15 protein-coding genes are annotated in these 17,382 nt (G+C 70.0%); 13 read left to right on the forward strand and 2 right to left on the reverse strand.

Features of this window, described 5'->3' with window-relative positions:
• Positions 1–19: 19 nt before the first annotated feature.
• From H5J26_RS02180 to H5J26_RS02220, 9 genes are all read left to right on the forward strand, one after another.
• Positions 20–1,543 (forward strand): nitroreductase family protein, encoded by a 1,524-nt coding sequence (locus tag H5J26_RS02180; RefSeq protein WP_181763922.1) that lies wholly within the window; start codon positions 20–22, stop codon positions 1,541–1,543.
• A gap of 6 nt (positions 1,544–1,549) precedes the next feature.
• The gene (locus tag H5J26_RS02185; RefSeq protein WP_181763923.1) at positions 1,550–3,001 is read left to right on the forward strand and encodes a class I adenylate-forming enzyme family protein; all 1,452 of its coding nucleotides are present in this window, start codon (positions 1,550–1,552) and stop codon (positions 2,999–3,001) included.
• The gene (locus H5J26_RS02190; protein ID WP_235980309.1) at positions 2,998–3,297 is read left to right on the forward strand and encodes a hypothetical protein; all 300 of its coding nucleotides are present in this window, start codon (positions 2,998–3,000) and stop codon (positions 3,295–3,297) included. Before H5J26_RS02185 ends, H5J26_RS02190 begins: the two co-directional genes overlap by 4 nt.
• Positions 3,290–4,045 (forward strand): dihydrodipicolinate reductase C-terminal domain-containing protein, encoded by a 756-nt coding sequence (locus H5J26_RS32175; protein ID WP_181763924.1) that lies wholly within the window; start codon positions 3,290–3,292, stop codon positions 4,043–4,045. The genes H5J26_RS02190 and H5J26_RS32175 overlap by 8 nt, the downstream gene beginning before the upstream one ends.
• Positions 4,042–4,791: a class II aldolase/adducin family protein gene (locus tag H5J26_RS02200; protein WP_181763925.1), complete on the forward strand. Its 750-nt coding sequence runs from the start codon at positions 4,042–4,044 to the stop codon at positions 4,789–4,791. The genes H5J26_RS32175 and H5J26_RS02200 overlap by 4 nt, the downstream gene beginning before the upstream one ends.
• Positions 4,788–5,495: a 4'-phosphopantetheinyl transferase family protein gene (locus H5J26_RS02205; RefSeq protein ID WP_181763926.1), complete on the forward strand. Its 708-nt coding sequence runs from the start codon at positions 4,788–4,790 to the stop codon at positions 5,493–5,495. The genes H5J26_RS02200 and H5J26_RS02205 overlap by 4 nt, the downstream gene beginning before the upstream one ends.
• A 4-nt stretch (positions 5,496–5,499) precedes the next feature.
• Positions 5,500–6,678, forward strand: a complete 1,179-nt coding sequence (locus tag H5J26_RS02210; protein ID WP_181763927.1) for an acyl-CoA dehydrogenase family protein — start codon at positions 5,500–5,502, stop codon at positions 6,676–6,678.
• A gap of 280 nt (positions 6,679–6,958) precedes the next feature.
• The gene (locus tag H5J26_RS02215; RefSeq protein WP_181763928.1) at positions 6,959–8,164 is read left to right on the forward strand and encodes an acyltransferase family protein; all 1,206 of its coding nucleotides are present in this window, start codon (positions 6,959–6,961) and stop codon (positions 8,162–8,164) included.
• Between the two features lie 37 nt (positions 8,165–8,201).
• On the forward strand, positions 8,202–8,972 hold the full coding sequence (locus H5J26_RS02220) for an SDR family oxidoreductase (protein ID WP_210770915.1): 771 nt from the start codon (positions 8,202–8,204) through the stop codon (positions 8,970–8,972).
• Between the two features lie 12 nt (positions 8,973–8,984).
• On the opposite strand, the gene H5J26_RS02225 is transcribed toward H5J26_RS02220, so the two are convergent.
• Positions 8,985–9,557, reverse strand: a complete 573-nt coding sequence (locus H5J26_RS02225) for a TetR-like C-terminal domain-containing protein (protein WP_181763930.1) — start codon at positions 9,555–9,557, stop codon at positions 8,985–8,987.
• A 386-nt stretch (positions 9,558–9,943) separates the two neighbouring features.
• Here H5J26_RS02225 and H5J26_RS02230 point away from each other — a divergent pair, with 386 nt between their 5' ends.
• Positions 9,944–11,458 (forward strand): MFS transporter, encoded by a 1,515-nt coding sequence (locus H5J26_RS02230; protein WP_181763931.1) that lies wholly within the window; start codon positions 9,944–9,946, stop codon positions 11,456–11,458.
• Positions 11,459–11,629: 171 nt separating this feature from the next.
• Positions 11,630–12,112, forward strand: a complete 483-nt coding sequence (locus H5J26_RS02235; RefSeq protein WP_181763932.1) for a DUF1707 and DUF4190 domain-containing protein — start codon at positions 11,630–11,632, stop codon at positions 12,110–12,112.
• 52 nt (positions 12,113–12,164) lie between these two features.
• Here H5J26_RS02235 and H5J26_RS02240 read toward each other — a convergent pair whose 3' ends face one another.
• The gene (locus H5J26_RS02240) at positions 12,165–13,349 is read right to left on the reverse strand and encodes a cytochrome P450 (RefSeq protein WP_210770916.1); all 1,185 of its coding nucleotides are present in this window, start codon (positions 13,347–13,349) and stop codon (positions 12,165–12,167) included.
• 707 nt (positions 13,350–14,056) lie between these two features.
• Between H5J26_RS02240 and H5J26_RS02245 the strand changes: the two genes are divergently transcribed.
• Both H5J26_RS02245 and H5J26_RS02250 read left to right on the forward strand, forming a co-directional pair.
• A complete protein-coding gene (locus tag H5J26_RS02245; protein ID WP_181763933.1) occupies positions 14,057–15,679 on the forward strand; it encodes an NAD(P)/FAD-dependent oxidoreductase in 1,623 nt (540 codons plus the stop codon).
• 14 nt (positions 15,680–15,693) lie between these two features.
• Positions 15,694–17,373: an NAD(P)/FAD-dependent oxidoreductase gene (locus H5J26_RS02250; protein ID WP_181763934.1), complete on the forward strand. Its 1,680-nt coding sequence runs from the start codon at positions 15,694–15,696 to the stop codon at positions 17,371–17,373.
• Positions 17,374–17,382: the final 9 nt, after the last annotated feature.

Here is a 17,382-nt window from a genome sequence, read left to right on the forward strand (position 1 = left end):
GGAAGGCAGGGGCAGCCCGGTGAAGGATTCCCTATCTGTCCTGGGCCGTGCGCCCGTCGCGCGGATCCCCGGTGCTCTGGAGCGTCCCGGCGCCGAGACGTACGCCGACGGCCCTCCCGGCGACCCCGCGAGCGGGGCCGAGGAGTTCTGGAAGCGGATGACGCTGTCCGCAGCGCCGGCCGAGGTGTCCTCACCACCTCGGATACCCGTGCCGGCGGAGCTGCGCTCCGTGCTGTCGCTGTTCGAGACCGCGGTCCGCGGATCGGTGACCGGCGAGCCGTCAGCACCCTCGGCGGGAGCCCTCTACCCGTACGAGCACTACGCCGCCGTCCCCCATCCGCAGGGCGCCGCGGTCTACGCGGTGGACCCGGTCCAGCGCCGCTGCCGCCTCCTGCGGGCGGGCCCCCAGGTAGTCCACGCGCTCGAGCAGAGCGGTCTGGATGCGCCGAGGGAGCAGACCTCGGTCGTGCTGAGCGTGGTGCGCCCCTGGCTGTCGATGCGCAAGTACGGCGACCGCGGATATCTGTACGCCCAGCTGGACACCGCGCACCTCGCCACCCATCTGCTGTGCCTGGCCTCCGAGAACTTCGCCGGAGCCGAGCTGCGCACCCGGCTGATCAGCACTTCGCTCTCGCTCCTGCTCGACTTCGGCGGCAACTGCCGTTTCGTGCACAGTGCGTTGGTCCTGCAGGGCGGGACGACGGCCGACGGAGCCGGCGCCGACGGCGGACCGGACTCCGGCGGAGCGGCGACGGACGTCGCGCAGACCTGGCGGTGCGTGGACGACCGCATGGGGGCACCGCTCGGACGTGCCGCCTGCTGGCCGGAGACGGAGTGCTGGCAGACCCTCACCGAGTACCGTCCCCGCTCCGCGGTCTCCCCTGCGGTACCCGCGGCACCCGCCGCGCTGTTCCCGGGGGTGCAGGAATCGGCCCGCCGCCAGGCCTTCCCGCGCCGGTCGTCACTGACCGAACTGGCGGCGCGGCGCCGCTCCACCAAGGACTTCGGCGCGGCAGCGCTCCCCGGGGACGCCCTGGAGCACACCCTGGCCGCTCTCGGTACTCCGCTCACCACCGATCTGCCGGAAGTGACCGGCCTGGGCGCGACCCTCGTCGTACGAAGAGTCGAGGGCATGGCGCCGGGCTGCTACCCGATCCATGGCGACGGCCTCGCCGATGCCTGTGCCGCCGCCCCCGACGGGGACGAACTCGTCCGCCTGTGCATGGGCCAGGAACACCTGCGGCACACCGGCGCCGTCGTGCTCTTCCACGCCCCGCGCGGGGAGCTCTTCCGGCACGGGGCCCGCGGTGTGGACGACGCCCTGCTGCGGGCCGGCGCACTCGCGCATCTGCTCTATCTCGGTTCGACCGAGGCGGGGAGCGCCATCACCACCATCGGCGGCTTCGACGCCGGCCGTTGGGGCCGCCTGGCCGCTCTGCCGAAGGGCCACGAGGTGGTCTACGTGGCGATGCTCGGGATGCCGGGAGAGTCCACGGTCAAGCTCGACCGGCTGAACCGTGCCTACGCCCACAACGAGAGGTGACAACAAGTGCTCGGTGACCTCATCACCACGGCGCTGCGGGAACACGGGGACCGCCTGGCCGTGGCCGACAGCCGCACCACCTACACCTACCGGGAACTGGAGCAGCTGAGCTCCTACACGGCCCGCGAACTGGCCACGCGGCTGCCCGCTGACGCGGGTCGCCTCCGGGTGGGCCTGCGCGCGGGCAACTCCGCGGCGTACGTGGTCCTCTACCTCGGACTGCTCAGGGCGGGCTGTGTCCCCTTCCTCCTCGACAAGGCGACCGGCCCGCAGGAGACGCTGGACATAGCCGACGACTGCGGCCTCGACCTGCTCGTTCACGAGGCAGGTGCCGGCACGCCGCCGGGAACCGAGAGCAGGGGAGCCGTGCGCGGGCTCTCGCTCTCCGCCTTCACCCGTACGGAAGGGGCAGCCGAACGCCCCGAACTCCACGAGACCACCGAGGTCTGCCGTTTCACCTCGGGGTCCACCGGCCGTCCAAACTGCATCGAGTTCTCGGGACACGCGGTGCACCGCGCCGCCGTCAACTGGGTCGACGGCACCGGCCTGACCGGCGAGGACCGCATCGTGTGCTTCGCCTCGCTCTCCAACGGTCTCGCCTTCAACACCTCGCTGCTGGCAGCCTTCCTGCCCGGCGCGCAGCTCCACCTCGGGCACGGACTGCCCACCTCCGGCAAGGTCGTGCGGGGGCTCGACCAGAGCGAGGCGACCAGGCTGGTCGGCTTCCCCGCACTGTTCGAGTCGCTCGTGCGGCGCGGCACGGGACTCGGCGGCTTCCAGCACCTGCGCATGGCGATCTCGTCGGCCGCGCCGCTGAGCCCCGAGGTCAAGGCCCGGTTCACGGAACTGACAGGTGTGCCCGTGCAGAACTACTACGGAGCCGCGGAAGCCGGGCCTCTCACCTTCGCCACCGACCCGCTCACCGACCCGGGCCTGGGCCAGCCGCTGCCGGGAGTCTCCCTGCGAGCCGGTACCGGCGCCGGGCAGGAAGACGTCGTGGAGGTCCGCAGCGAATCCATGGGGACCCGGTACCTCAACGTGGCCGGCCTGCTGGAGAGCAGGACCACCGCCGACGGGTACTACCGCACGAGCGACCTGGGCTACCTGGACGGCGGCAGCCTCGTACTGACCGGCCGTACCAGCCAGGTCATCAATGTCGGCGGTCGCAAGATCGACGCCGTCGAGGTCGCGGAAGCACTGCGCGGGGCCGAGGGCGTAGAGGACGCCGTCGTGCTGGAGGTGACCGACCGGCACGGAGGTGCCGCGCTGGGAGCCGTACTCGCAGGTGACTCCTCACTGGACCTCGCGGTTCCACGCCGGCATGTGGCCGGACGTCTGGCGGCGCACAAGGTGCCGACCATGCTCCGGGTCGTACCGCAGATCCCCCGCGGTTCCAGCGGCAAGCCGTCGATGGCGGAGCTGCGCGGCATGTTCGAGCCCATCAAGGAGAAGGCATGACATCGAAGGAGACCTCAGCCATGACGGTGCCCCAGGCGGACACCCTGCGCGCCCGCATCGTCGGCATCGTGCTCCACTCCGCGGAAGGCGACCTCTCAGAGGCGGATCTGGCCGCCGCGGGCTGGTCCCTGTCCGGGGTGAGTTACTCCTCTCTCTCCTACATCCGCATGATCGACGCGGTGGAGAACGAGCTCGGGGTCTACCTCGACCCGGAGGAGGAGAGCGAGCGCTTCGAGACGATCGAGGGCATCGTGGGACTCGTCAACGAGCACCTCGGGGAGACGACCGGTGCCTGAGCCCGTCATAGGTGTCGCGGGCCTCGGCAGGCTCGGCGGCACGCTCGCCCGGAAGTGCGCCGAAGAGGACATACTCGTCCACGAGTTCGATCCACGTCATCCGGAGAAGTGGGAGTCCCTCCTCGCTCCCGACGTGCTCGTCGACTGCAGCGCCGCCCCGGCCGTACGGCACGCGGTCGAGCTGTGCACCCGGCTGCGGGTGCCGTTGGTGGAGTGCGTCTCCGACCTGGACGAGGAGCACCTCAGGCTGCTGGACGGGCTCGCGCAGCACGTCCCGGTGGTCCGCGCCACCAACCTCTCGCTCGGCAACTACCTGATGACCCGGTCCATGGAACTGGTTGTTCAGGCGGTGCGCACCATGGACCGGGCCGGCATCACCGGCATCGTGCCGGAGGCGGCCGTGCTGGAGCGCCACCCCGCGACCAAGACCCACCGGCCCAGCGCCACCGCCACGGCCCTGGCCCGTCGATGGGAGGACGGCACAGGCAGCAGCGTTTCCGACGTCGCCTCGCTGCGGGCCGGCGGCGCGGTCAGCGATCACGAGATACGGCTGACCTGGCCGGAGCAGACCTTCACCGTCAGCCACGGCGTGCTGTCCCTGGACGCCGCGGCCTCCACCGCGATCGGTGTGGCGGGCTGGACCGTGGGCCGAAGCCCCGGCCACTACGCCGTGCACGACATCTTCGACGACATGCTCGCCTCGATGGGCGGGCCCGGTGCCGGGCCGGACCGGGGTGATCACGTATGAGTGCCTCGAGCGCTGCCGGCTCTCCCCGTGCCGCGGGACGACTGGCCGTCCAGATCGCCCTCGGCGCCAGGATGCTGTCCATCGACGGGCACGACGACTTCAACCAAGGCCAGATCTCGGCCCGGTTGCCCGGTTCCGACACCTTCTACATCAAGAACGCCCTGTGCGGGTTCGACGAGGCCACTCCCGACCAGGTGGTCGCGGCGTCGGTTCACGCGGACTCGCCGGTCGATCCGCTGGCACCGCCCGAACTCCCGCTGCACCAGGCCGTCTACCGCGCCCGCCCCGACGTGAACGGCATCGTTCACAGCCATGCACCGCACACCCTGGTGTTCGGTGCCACGGACCTGCCGGTCCGCCCGGTGTCGCACGAGGGCGCCCACTTCACCGACCGGCTCGGCCTCTTCACCGACACCAGCAACACCGTGCTCGACCAGGAGACGGGCGAGGCCATAGCCAAGGCGCTGGACGAAGGCGAAGGCGTTCTCCTGCGCAACCACGGCGGCGTCGTGGTCGGCAAGAGCGTCCGTCATGCCGCCGTGTTCGCGCAGGTGCTGGAACGCGCCTGCCGGCTCCAGCTGCTGGCGGAACAGAGCGGGCAGTCGTACCACTGGTCCACCGAGACGGATGTCCGGCTCAAGCGCGACTTCATCTACGCCGACCTGTCCGTCCGCTCCTACTGGGACTACGCCGCCCGCCGCGTCGCCCGCGTCTGGCCCGAGGCCGCCGACTGGCGCAGCGGGTGAGCGACACCGGCAGCCCGGAGCGGACGAGGGAGGTGCTGGTGGTCTGCGCCGGCCTCTCTGCCGTACCGCAGCGTCCCGAGCTGCTGGCGGACACCGAACGGGAGAGGGCCGCGGCCCTTCCGCCCATACGGGCACGGGAGTACAGGGCGGGCCGGGCGCTGCTGCGCTGGGCGTTGGGCAGAAGCCTCGGCGAGTACGCGCTGCAGTACCGGATCGGAACAACGGGGCGCGGCAGGCCCGTCGTCCGGGAGGCTCCGGACATCGGGGTGAGCATCTCTCACGGCGGCGGCGTGGTCGCTGTCGCGGTTGCCCGCGGCCGGAACGTCGGTGTGGACACGGAGCAGCCCGTGCCGCCCCGGCCCGGACTGGTCCGGCGCTGCTGTTCCCCGGCCCAGAGGCAGGAGCTGGCCGCGGAGCCGTCCGGACGGCAGGCATCTCTGCTCGCCCGCTGCTGGACGGTGCACGAGGCACGTGCGAAGGCGGCCGGTACCGGTCTGCCCCGCCGATTCCCGGTGCTGCCCGGGCCGTTGAGGGCGGACGGCGGTGTCGCGGGAGGCATCGGCTGGCGCGTACTGCCGTCGTTCGCCGGGGCGGCGGTGACCGTCGCCTTCGGCGCGCCCTGGCACCGGCCCCGGCTCCGGCTGGCGGTGCTCGGCTGCGCCTCCCGTCCCCTCAACGACTCCACCGAATTTGACGAGGACTGAACCGATGCAACCTTCCGACTCGCCCGGCGTCTCCCTCCCGGCCGTACAGGCGGGCGGCGGCTCCGCGCCGGCCGCAGATCTCCTCGCCCTGGTCGAGGAGCTGGCGGAGAAGGAACTGGCCCCGCGCGCGGACGACTTCGAGGAGCGTGCCGAGTTCCCGCGCGATCTGCTGCGCACCCTCGGCAAGGCCGGCCTGCTCGGTCTGCCGTATCCGGTGGAGTACGGCGGCGGAGGCCAGCCGTACGAGGTCTACCTGGCGGTGCTGGAGCAGCTCGCCCGCCGCTGGTTGTGCGTGGCCCAGTCCGTCAACATCCACGTCCTGTCCTGCTACGGGGTCGCGGCCTACGGGAGCGAGGCGCAGCGTGCCGAGCTGCTGCCGCGGATGCTCGGCGGCGACCTGCTCGGAGCGAACTGCATCTCCGAGGCCGAGGCCGGTTCGGACATCTCCGCGATCGGTGCCTCCGCCGCGCTGGACGGCGAGGAGTACACCGTCACCGGAACCAAGGCCTGGACGAGCCACGCAGGGCAGGCCGACTACTACAACCTCTTCTGCCGCACGGGCCGGTCGGGGATCCGCGGGCTGTCGCTGCTCATGGCCGACGCACACACGCCAGGGCTGACCGTGCAGCTGCCCGAGCGGAAGATGGGCGTCCGCTCCTCGCCGACCGCGGCCGTCGTCCTGGACCAGGCCCGAGTACCGGCCGGGCGGTTGATCGGCCGTCCCGGCAAGGGCTTCCTGATCGCCACCGGCCTCTTCGACCGGGGCCGCCTCGGCATCGCCGCCTGCGCGGTCGGGCTGGCATCGGCGGCACTCGACTACGCCGTCAAGTACGCCAGGGCCGGGGACCAGTTCGGACGCCCGGTGACCGAATCCCAGGGCATGGATTTCCTGTTGGCGGACATGTCGACGCAAGTGGCCGCCGCCCGGGCACTGGTCGGCGAGGCCGCCCGCACCATGGACGCCGGAGCGGACGCCTCGCTCGTCACGGCGACCGCGGCCCGCGCGAAGCTGTTCGCGACCGACACGGCGATGCGGGTCACGGCCGACGCCGTGGAGGCGCTCGGCGCCCACGGCTGCGTCCTGGACCATCCCGTCGAGCGCTGGATGCGGGAGGCGAAGCTGCTCCAGATCATCGAGGGGACGAACCAGATCCAGCGAGTGATCATCGCCCGTTCCCTGTAGCCGTGCGGCCGTCGAGGGCCGTCCTGGGCCACGACCTGCACCGGCCATCTGAGCCCCTACACCCGGGCCGAAGCCTCTGCAAGGATCAAGCGCGATGGGGGGCCGTCAGTCGGGTGTTGCCTGGCCCCGATGAACTGACGGCAGCGCCGCGGAGCGGGCTGCGGCCGGAAGCGGCAGAGGCGGAAGAGCCGCCGCGAGTCCGGAGAATCGCCGCCGCACATGTCCCGTGCGGCCGGCTCGGTCATGTCCCGACGCATGAGAGTCCTGGGTAGGAGAGCACATGGATGCCGAAGTGAGCACGGTGCGCCGTGGCAGGCTGGACGTCATCACCGGGGTGCGATTCGTCGCCGCCCTGGTGGTCTTCCTCTGCCACATCGCCATCTACAACTTCTTCGCGCCCGATTCGGCGATGGGCGGCGGGCTGAAGTTCTTGTTCGAGAGCGGCGGCCTGATGGGCGTCTCCTTCTTCTTCATGCTGAGCGGCTTCGTCCTCACCTGGTCGGCCCGGTCGGGAGAGGGCTACGGCCGGTTCCTCCGCCGTCGGCTCTGCAAGATGTACCCGAACCATCTGGCCACCTTCGCGCTGGCGATGGCCCTGTATGCGGCGGCCGACACCTCGTTCCTCGACTCGGTGCTGAACGTCCTCCTCCTGCACTCCTGGCGTCCGGAGCCCGGCGGCGGCAACGGGCCGAGCTGGTCGCTCTCCTGCGATCTGCTCTTCTACCTGCTCTTCCCGGTGCTGCTGCCGCTGATCAAGCGCATCAGGGCCGACCGTCTGCTCTGGTGGGCCGCCGGCGTGGTGGCAGTCATCCTGCTGCTGCCGGTCGTGGCCCAAGTGCTGCCGGAGACACCGCGGTTCCCCAGCTCGTACGACGGCACGATGCTCGGCGGGGTCTCGATGTACCCCTTCTGGTTCCTGCTGACCTTCCCGCCGGTACGGGCCCTGGACTTCGTGCTGGGCATCCTGATCGCACGGCTCGTGCTCACCGGCCGCTTCAAGGTGAGCGTCGCGCAGGCCGGGCTGGTGGCGCTGGCCGGATACGCGGTCTCGCTGGTCGTGCCCTTCAACTACACGCTCGACGCGGTCTCCGTCATCCCGATGGCACTGCTCATCGGTTCGGTGGCGCTGTTCGAGTCGCGCGGGGGCGTCTCCTGGCTGGGCTCCCCTGTGATGCGCAGGCTCGGTGAGGCCTCGTTCGCGTTCTACCTCGTGCACGAGATCGTGATCCTGGTGGTGCGTACCGCGATCGGCTGGGACAGACACCTCGGGTTGCTCCCGGGGCTGCTGGCCGTCGCGATCGCCTTCTCCGTCAGCCTGGGCATCTCCTTCCTGCTCTACCACTTCGTGGAGATGCCGGTCATGCGGAACTGGGCGGGCTCGCGGAAGCCCGCCCCCGCGAGCGGTTCTCCCGCGCCCACTCCTGCCCTGGTCGACGAGAAGCCGGTCGGCTCCGGGGAGCACGGCGGAGGGGCCGGGAAGGCGTGACCTCCCGGCGGCCCGTCCGCTCCCACGTTCCTTGCACATGGTTCCAACCGAGAGGGAGATATCTGTGACTGCTGCACTCAACGGCAAGGTGGCGCTGGTGACCGGCGGAAGCCGGGGCATCGGGAGGGGGATCGCCCTGAGGCTCGCCGAGGAAGGTGCCGACGTGGCACTGACGTATCAGCGGAGCGCCGACGGTGCGGCCGAGGTGGTCGAACAGATAAAGGGGCTGGGGCGGCGCGGGCTCGCGCTCCAGGCCGACTGTGCGGACGCTGCGGCGGTCACCGGCTCGGTGGCGGACACCGTCGCCGAGTTCGGACGGCTGGACATCCTCGTCAACAACGCCGGCACCGGTGTCGGCGGGCCCGTCGAGGAGGTCCCACTCGAGGACTTCGACCACCTGCTGGCGGTCAACCTGCGGGCACCCGTGGTCGCCGTACAGGCAGCAATCCCGCACTTGTCCGAGGGCGGGCGCATCATCACCATCGGCAGCAGTGTCGCCGAGCGCGTCCCGCGCGCCGGACTGACCATGTACGCGCTGACGAAGGCCGGCCTCATCGGCATGACCAAGGGGCTCGCGCGAGACCTGGGTCCGCGGGGCATCACGGCCAACATCATCGGGGTGGGACCGGTCGACACGGACTTCAATCCCGCCGACGGCCCGGACGCCGGCGGCAAGGCCGCCCGTACGGCACTCGGGCACTTCGGGAAGCCCGAGGACATCGCCGCGACCGTCGCGCACCTGGCAGGTCCCGGCGGCAGGTGGATCACCGGCGCCTCCCTCACGGTCGACGGCGGCGCCAACACCTGAGCGCCTGGCCCGTCATGCGGCCCGCGAGGGCCAGTGCTGCAGCATGTTGTGCAGTGCCTCGACGGACTGCTCCCAGGACGCTTCGACCGGCCGGGAGTAGGCGAAGCCCTTGGCGGCCTCGAGGCTGACGAAACCGTGGAAGGAACTGCGCAGGAGCCGGACCGCATCCGTGAGGTCCGGCTCCTGCAGTCCGTAGGCGTGCAGCATCGCGTAGGTGGTCTGGGCGGCGCGCAGCTGCCCGGACTCCTCGAAGTCCCCCGCGTCGAGCTGGATCTGCGCCGCGGCGTAGCGGCCGGGATGGGCCAGGGCGAAGTCCCGGTAGGCGTTGGCGAAGGCGTTCAGGGCGTCCTTCCCGGCGCGCCCCGCCACAGCAGTGCTGATGCTCTCGGACAGTTCGAGCGAGGCCAGGACCGCCACCTTGGTGCGCAGGTCGCGCACGTTCCGGACGTGCGAGTAGAGGCTGGCGTCGGCGACGCCGAAGCTCCGTGCCAGCGCCGACACGGTGATGTTCTCGAACCCGACGGCGTCCGCCAGGTCTGCCGCAGCCTCCGCCACCCGTCTAGTAGTCAGTCCAGCCCGGGCCATTTGGCACCTCCGGTTGAATGCAACCTAATGTCTCTTGGTTCTTGCCTAATATACCTAGGCGTTGTTATCGTTCTGAGCGTGAAAGAAACGGCTGAGCAGGATATCCGAAGGTCGTTTGCCGGCAGCCGTACGCGAAGCGTCGCATTCCGGTAGGCAGCCGAACCGCTGGAGTCCCCCTTCCGGTTCGGCTGTTCGCACGAACCGGCGGCCTGCTCCGGCTGGGTTCCGTACCCCCCGGCGGCCCGCAGCGAGCCGTGATCTCACGCCGTGCAACCCCCGTCGCCACGTCCTCACCCGGGACGGAGCGTGGTGTGCCCGGCAGACGGCGTGCGCCGGATTTCCGGCGCACGCCGTCACCCATCCCGACCACGCAGGAGAAGAGATTCATGTCCAAGTCTCTGGGGACGGAAGCCGATCCCAAGGAGGCCGGCATTCCACCCGCCGGTCCGCGTTCCGGCTCGGCGCTGATCGTCATCGCCGCCGCCGTACTGATGGTCTCGCTGGACGGCACCATCACGAACATCGCACTCCCGAGCATCCAGACGGATCTCGACGTGTCGGCCTCCCAGTTGGCCTGGGTCGTCAACAGCTACGTGCTGGCGTTCGGCGGCCTTCTCCTGATCGGGGGCAGAGCCGGTGACATCTTCGGCCGCAGACGCATGTTCCGGATCGGCCTTGCCCTCTTCGTCGTCGCCTCGCTGCTCGGCGGACTGGCACCGGGTGAGGCGCTGTTGATCGCTTCCCGGGTCCTTCAGGGCGTCGGAGCGGCGATCATCACGCCCACCGCGCTCTCCCTGATCACGACCAACTTCCCCGAGGGGGAGGCCCGTACGAAGGCGATGGGCGTCTACGGAGCCATGGCCGCGATCGGTACGACCCTCGGGCTCCTGCTCGGCGGAGTCCTCGCCGACTTCAGCTGGCGTTGGGTGATGTTCGTCAACGTCCCCATCGGCCTTGCGGTCCTGGCCGGCACCACCGCCCTCACCGGAAGCCGGCGCAGTGCCGGACGTCTGGACGTCCCGGGTGCCGTCATCGCCACGGTTGGGCTCGTGTCCTTCGTCTATGCGATCACCCGCAGCAGCGAGGCGGGCTGGACGGACAGCATCACGGTGGCCTGCCTCGCCGCGGCCCTCGTCCTCCTCGCGCTCTTCGTCTTCATCCAGGCGAGGTCCTCGCACCCGATGATGCCGCTGCGGCTCTTCCGGGACCGCAGCCGTTCGGGCAGCTACGCCACGATGCTGCTGGTCGGTGCCGGAATGCTGGCCACCTTCTACTTCCTGACGCTCTATATGCAGGATGTCCTCGGCTACAGCCCCGTGCGGACCGGCTTCGCCTACCTCCCCTTCAGCTTCGGCATCGCCCTCGGCTCCACCCTGGCCACCAAGGTGGCGACCCGCTTCGCGCCCCGTGTGATCGCCGGTGCCGGACTGCTGGTCGGCATCGCCGGCATGCTCTGGTTCGGCACCCTGGAGCCGGCCGCGTCCTACTTCACCCAGCTGCTGCCGCCCATGACCGTCGTGGGCACCGGGCTGGGGCTCACCTTCGTCCCGATGACACTCGGCGCTGTGAGCAAGGTGCGGCAGGAGGACTCCGGCATCGCCTCCGCGCTGCTGAACACCACGCAGCAGATCGGCGGCGCGCTCGGCCTGGCGCTGCTGTCCGCAGTGGCGATCTCCTCGGCCAACAGCCGGGTGCCCGCGGCGGACGAGGTCCTCGACCGTGCTGTCGCCTCGCACGACGGCGCGTTGATGGGGAAGGCGCTCGACGCCCTCACCCACGGCTACGCGGTCGCCTTCCTCGTGGCCGCGGCCCTGTACGTCGTCGCGCTGCTCATCACGGTGGTGGCCGTCAACGCCGAGAAGCAGGCGCCGGAGGACGCTCCCCTGACACCCGCCGCCTGAGTACGGCCCCGGGTGGCCGGTCCCGTCCGGGAATCAACCGGCGGAAGGGAACTGGCCACCCGGCGTGCTCGTCCCTGATGATGGAGGGGGCGGACACTGTGTCCGGGCCCTTGGAGGTACCCGTCCCCACGCGGGGCGGGTATTCACCGCTCCTTCACGGGGAGGCGCTGCATGCTGGCGGGGAATGCGGACAGGGACCGGGCGGGCGATGTGCTCAAGGCCGCCTACGCCGAGGGACGGCTCACCAAGGACGAGTACGACCACCGTTCAGGACGCGCCCTGTCGGCGCGCACCGTCGAGGAGCTCCAGCAGCTGACGAGTGACGTGCCGAACGGCCCGAGCGCCATGCCTCCCACGTACCAACGCCCTTTTCCACACGGGCAGTTGGTTCCGTATCAGCAGCAGCCCCTGATGCCTTACCCGCCGCCGCCCCGGCGGCAGAACAGCGCTGCCGTGGCATCACTCGTGTGCGGTCTGGCCGCCCCCTTGCTGTGGGGGTTCGCGGCGGTGCCTGCCGTGGTCCTGGGATACAAGGCGCGGGGCGAGATCCGGCGTACGGGGGAGTCCGGCGAGAGCGCCGCGACGGCGGGGCTCGTGCTGGGCTGGATCTGGATCATGCTGAGCGCGCTCGTGATGCTGCTCATCGCCTTCTGAGAGTGCCGCCCGCGGCTGCCGTCCGGCGGCCGCGGGCGACGCTCTTCAGCGGCTACGGGCGCACGGAGATGAGCAGGTCCTTCGGGCCGAACATGATGCCGTTGTCGTGCCACTGGAGCTTCTCGCGGTCGACCGTCTCGATGTCGCTGTAGCGGTCGAGGAGTGAGCTCAGCGCGAGCTGGCCCTCCTGGCGGCCGAGCGAGGCGCCGATGCAGAAGTGCACGCCGTGCCCGAAGGCGAGGTGGTCCCGCGCCCGGCGGTCGAGGTCGAAGGCTCCCGGATTCTCGAAGTGCCGCTCGTCGTGGTTGGCCGAGAGAAGCCAGGCGGAGACGATGCTGTCGGCGGGGATGACCTTGCCACCGATCTTGACCTCTTCGGTGGTGATGCGCCCGAGGTGCATGGAGGGGGTGCGCAGGCGCAGCGCCTCCTCGACCACGTCGGGGATGAGCGAGCGGTCGGCACGTACCGCCGCGGCGGCCTCGGGGTTGTCCTGGAGGCAGACGACGACGTTGGAGAGCAGCACGGTCGTGCTGACGTGTCCGGCCAGAAGCAGCTGTCCGGTGAAGTTGACGACCTCCTCCTCGTCCAGCCGCTGACCGTCCGACTCGGCGGCGCTGAGCGCGGTGAACAGGTCGTCCCCCGGGTTCTTCAGGCGTTCCCGGTACTGCTCGGCGAAGTACTGCTTCATCTCCGCCAGGACTTCCTGGATGGCCCGCAGCAGCTCGGGGTCGCCGCGTCCGCGCAACTGCATGTTGAGGAACTGCTGTGCCCAGTGGCGGAAGAGGTCCCGGTCGCTCGTCGGTACGCCGAGGAGCTCCGCGATGACGATGACCGGCAGCGGGTAGGCCAGGTCGTCGACCAGGTCGAGGGTGCCGGCGCCGGAAGCGGCGTCGAGGAGTTCCTCGGTGACCTCGGTGATGCGGGGGGCGAGACCGGCGATGACCCGGGGGGCGAAAGCCTGGCTGATGAGCTTGCGTATCTGGCCGTGCTCCGGCGGGTCCATCGTGACGATGTTGCCGCGGTCGATGTTCTTGGTGCCGGACATCACCCTGCCGCGGTCCGAGGAGAAGGCGGCGTGGTCGGTGGAGGCACGCTGCACGTCCTCGTAGCGGAAGACGTGCCACAGACCCTGCGCGTCCTGCCAGACGGGGTGCTCGTCCCGCATGAACCGCAGCCACTCGAGCATCTCGGTGCCGCCGTCCCGCATGGAGGGCGGTGAGGTGGTCGGGTTCGTCACTGATGTCTCCTGCGCGTGGTCAAGGCGTGGACCTGGACACGCTATCCAGCGCCACCGGAGCAAGATCCGCACACGCGTTCTTTCAAGCCAAACATGGGTGCGGACGATCGGCGCCGCGCGAGAGCCGCCCGAGCTGCGGGCAACGTTGTCGCGGAGGGATCCGCATTCTCAGACAGCGGTGATCATGTGAGGGAAATCCCCTTGAGATTTCCCCAACTCACCCTGATCTAGGGGGATTTCGAGCTGGCTGGAAGTGATCCGTGATCGTTTGGCAGCTTCTCCCGAGGCGTTTAGGTTTCTCGCGCGGTGACCGGTAGCTGACCCTTGGTCATCGTTGTTTCAGCCGTGGCCGACCCTCGGCGCCCAAGCGCCGGACCTGTCGGTCAAGGCGTCGCCCGTGGCGACGTGCACAAGTGATGAGCGAGTACGGGGGAATGGGGGAACTCTCAACGGAGGCGTGCGCCGTGCGCGCGGACACCACCGCACGGCCTGATTCCGGACCACTGGACGGGTAGAAGCCGCTCCCTGGCGGGGCCGCTCCCGGTGCGCCTTCGCACGATCTTGATGTGCATCGCTTGGACGCCACCATGTCCGCGTGCCGTGCGCTGCCGATCCGCCTGCCATTTTGCGGATCAGCGGATGCGCCGTGCTGCCTGGTTGCTCCCGGCCCTTGCAGATGAGGCTCCTCGGAGCACAGAAGGAGAAGCATGAGCACGGCGAGCAGCACCGGTCGGCGTTACGACGTCCTCGTTCTCGGAAGCGGACTTCCGGCTTCGGTCCTGGCGGCGGTTCTCGCGCGTGCCGGGGTCGAGGTCGGCATCGTCGCCGAGGGCACTCATCCGCGGTTCGCGGCGGGAGAGACGGCCGTTCCGTACGCGTCAACGCTCTTCCGCGCGCTAGGACTGCGCTACGGCCTGCCGGAACTCGTCGCTCTGGACGGCTTCGAGAGCACCTACGAAGAGGTGAGCCGCTCCGTCGGGAAGTCTCCCGGGCTGGGCTTCGTCCACCACTCCGCGGACGGTGAAGGCAGCGCGGACGGCGACCTGCTGTGTCTCGCCGGCCCCCGCAGCCACCCGTCGGCGGCGCTCTACCGGCAGGACGTCGACGCCTACCTCTTCTACACGGCGGTGCGCCACGGAGCGGAGGCACGGCAGCTGGCGAACGTGGAGTCGGTGCAGTTCTCGGACGACGGGGTCGTCGTCAGCACCTCGCGGGGCGAGACGTTCAGCGCGGACTACCTGGTGGACGCCGGCGGCAGGGACTCGGCCCTGATGAAGCAGCTCGGCATCGAGTCCCGGGAGGGAAGCGGGGCCGGCCCGTCGACGCGGGTCCTGCACACCCACATGACCGGTGTCCGGCCCTTCGCGGGCGCGGCGGGTGACGACGCGGACGCCGGATACGGGCCGCTGCACCACCTCTTCGACGGTGGCTGCCTTCGGGTGACCCCGTTCGGCAATCACAAGGGCGCCCCCAACCAGCTCTCGAGCGTGGAGCTCGTGCTGAACGCCGAGCGCTTTCCCCGCACGGACGAGCAGCCGGAGGCGGAGTTCCGGTCCGTGCTCCGCCATGTCCCCTCTGCCGAGGGCCGGTTCGAGAACGCGGTGGCGGTGCAACTGTGGCGCGCTCCGGAGCCGCACCAGTACGTACGGCCTGTCACCGTGGGCGACAGGTGGTGCGCCATCGGGGAGACCCCGGGGTACGACGACCACTTCATGTCCGACGCGCTGATCCGCGACCTCCATGTCGTCGACGCGCTGGCCGCCCGTCTGCTCGAAGCCGTTCCCGCGAAGGACTTCTCAGCCGGAGCCTTCGAGGAGATCGGTGAACTCGACCGCCGGCTGCGGGAGTCCGGGGCGGACTTCGCCTCGCTGTTCTGGCCCGCCCTTCAGGACGGGCTGCTGGCCAGGGCGGTGCTTCACGTCCGTCAGCTGGGGATGTTCCACTCGGCCGTGAAGCTGCGGCACGCCTGCGGTGAGCTGGAGCGTTCGGGGGACGCCGTACGGATCGCTCTGCCGCTGCCGGCGACCCTGCCGGGCGACGGTCAGCTCCCCGGCTACCAGGAGCTGTTCGCGGCGGCCGCCGCGGAGTGCCAGGCCGTTCAGAAGGACGGCGCGGATCCGCGGGAAGCGGCCCGGCGGATCTTCGAACTCATCGAAGGATCTCCCCTCACACCGCCCCGGACGGGCTTCGGTGACCCCGATGCACGTCTGCTCGGCGTCTCCGGTGCGAACGCGGACGCGGTCTCGAAGTGGGCGCAACGACACGCACCGGCCGGCGCGGAAGCGTACCTGCAGGCCGCGACCGACGACCTGGCCAGTGGCCGTATCTGAGCGAGGAGCTCTTCATGCATGCAGAGAAGTCACACAAGGGTGAAGGCCAGGGGCGTCCGGAGTACGACGTCATCGTTCTGGGCGCCGGAATAGCCGGCACGATGCTGGGCGCCATCCTCGCCCGTAACGGTGCGAAGGTCCTGCTGGTCGACGCGGGGGAGCACCCGAAGTTCGCCGTCGGGGAGTCGACGATCCCTGAGACGCTGGTGACCCTGCGGATCATGGCCGACAGGTACGGCGTCCCGGAGATCGCGTCCCTCGCGAGCCTTGCCGAGGCCACAGGGGACATCAACCACTCCTTCGGTACGAAGGAGCACTTCGGCTTCCTCCTGCACCGGGAGGGCGAGGAGCCCAACTGGCACGAGGCGACGCAGTTGAGCACCCCGTCGGGGCTCAGCCAGACCAGTCACCTCTTCCGGCAGGACACCGACCAGTTCCTCTTCAACGCCGCGGTGCGCCACGGCTGTGTGCCGAGGCTGGGCCACCCGGTCAGCGAAGTGGACATCGAGGACGACCTGGTGCGGATCCACGGGGTGGACGGCACCAAGACCACCGGCCGCTTCCTCGTGGACGCGAGCGGCTTCCGCTCTCCGCTCGCGGCGAAGCTGCAGCTGCGGGAGGAGCCCAGCAGGCTCAAGCACCATTCGCGCTCCCTCTTCACCCACATGGTGAACGTCAAGGGGGACGAGGTGCTGCACCACGAGGACAGCCAGCGTCCGCCGACGCCCTGGTACAACGGCACCATGCACCACGTCTTCGAGCGTGGCTGGTTCTGGGTCATCCCGTTCGACAACACCTCCAAGTCCCGGAACCCGCTGGTGAGCGTGGGGCTGACGATGGACCCGCGCCGCTACCCCAAGAACCGCGAACTCACCCCGGAGCAGGAGTTCTTCGAGTTCGCCTCGAAGTATCCGGCCGTGGCCCGGCAGTTCGAGGGTGCGAGGGCGGTCCGCGAGTGGGTGTCCACCGAGCGCCTGCAGTACTCCTCGACGCGTTCCGTCGGGGCGCGCTGGTGCCTGATGGCCCACGCGGCCGGTTTCATCGATCCGCTCTTCTCCCGCGGCATCTCCAACACGGCCACCGTGGTCAACTCCTTCGCCTGGCGCCTGCTCGACGCTCTGCGGGAGGACGACTTCACCAGGGAGCGGTTCGAGTACGTCGAGCGGCTGGAGCAGGGCCTGCTGGACCACAACGACGCCCTGGTCGACTCCTCCTTCATCGCCTTCGAGCACTACCGCCTGTGGTCGGCGATCTTCCGCATCTGGGCGTTCGGTTCGGTCGTGAGCGCGAACCGGCTGCAGAGCGCGCTGCTGCGCTACCGGCGCACCGGGGACGTCCAGCATCTGCGTGAGCTGGAGGACGTGCCCAACCTGGGCCTGTGGTGGCCCGATCACGACGGCTACAAGTCCCTCTTCGACGCCATGGTCACCCAGGCCGAGCTGTGCGAGCAGGGTGTGATCACGGGTGAGGCCGCTGCCGACGAGCTCTTCTCCCAGCTGAAGAAGGCGGACTTCGTGCCTTCCGCCCTCGGTTTCGACAACGCTGAGGAGCGCTGGCTGCGGCCGACGCCGCGTGTGATGTTCTCCCTGTTCCGGTGGCTGCTGACCAAGGCGCCCGCCGACGTGCGGAAGCTCTACCTCGGTCCGACGGTGGAGGCGGTCAAGACCCTCGCCTCGGGCCGCCGCCCGTTCTAGACGCGCCTT

The organism is Streptomyces albidus (ex Kaewkla and Franco 2022), assembly GCF_013870515.1.
Lineage (GTDB): Bacteria > Actinomycetota > Actinomycetes > Streptomycetales > Streptomycetaceae > Streptomyces > Streptomyces albidus.

Coding starts and splice junctions, on each gene's coding strand:
- H5J26_RS02190 (WP_235980309.1), top strand. CDS start 2,998: ATGACATCGAAGGAGACCTCAGCCATGACGGTGCCCCAGGCGGACACC.
- H5J26_RS02200 (WP_181763925.1), top strand. CDS start 4,042: ATGAGTGCCTCGAGCGCTGCCGGCTCTCCCCGTGCCGCGGGACGACTG.
- H5J26_RS02210 (WP_181763927.1), top strand. CDS start 5,500: ATGCAACCTTCCGACTCGCCCGGCGTCTCCCTCCCGGCCGTACAGGCG.
- H5J26_RS02215 (WP_181763928.1), top strand. CDS start 6,959: ATGGATGCCGAAGTGAGCACGGTGCGCCGTGGCAGGCTGGACGTCATC.
- H5J26_RS02220 (WP_210770915.1), top strand. CDS start 8,202: ATGGTTCCAACCGAGAGGGAGATATCTGTGACTGCTGCACTCAACGGC.
- H5J26_RS02225 (WP_181763930.1), bottom strand. CDS start 9,557: ATGGCCCGGGCTGGACTGACTACTAGACGGGTGGCGGAGGCTGCGGCA.
- H5J26_RS02230 (WP_181763931.1), top strand. CDS start 9,944: ATGTCCAAGTCTCTGGGGACGGAAGCCGATCCCAAGGAGGCCGGCATT.
- H5J26_RS02235 (WP_181763932.1), top strand. CDS start 11,630: ATGCTGGCGGGGAATGCGGACAGGGACCGGGCGGGCGATGTGCTCAAG.
- H5J26_RS02245 (WP_181763933.1), top strand. CDS start 14,057: ATGAGCACGGCGAGCAGCACCGGTCGGCGTTACGACGTCCTCGTTCTC.
- H5J26_RS02250 (WP_181763934.1), top strand. CDS start 15,694: ATGCATGCAGAGAAGTCACACAAGGGTGAAGGCCAGGGGCGTCCGGAG.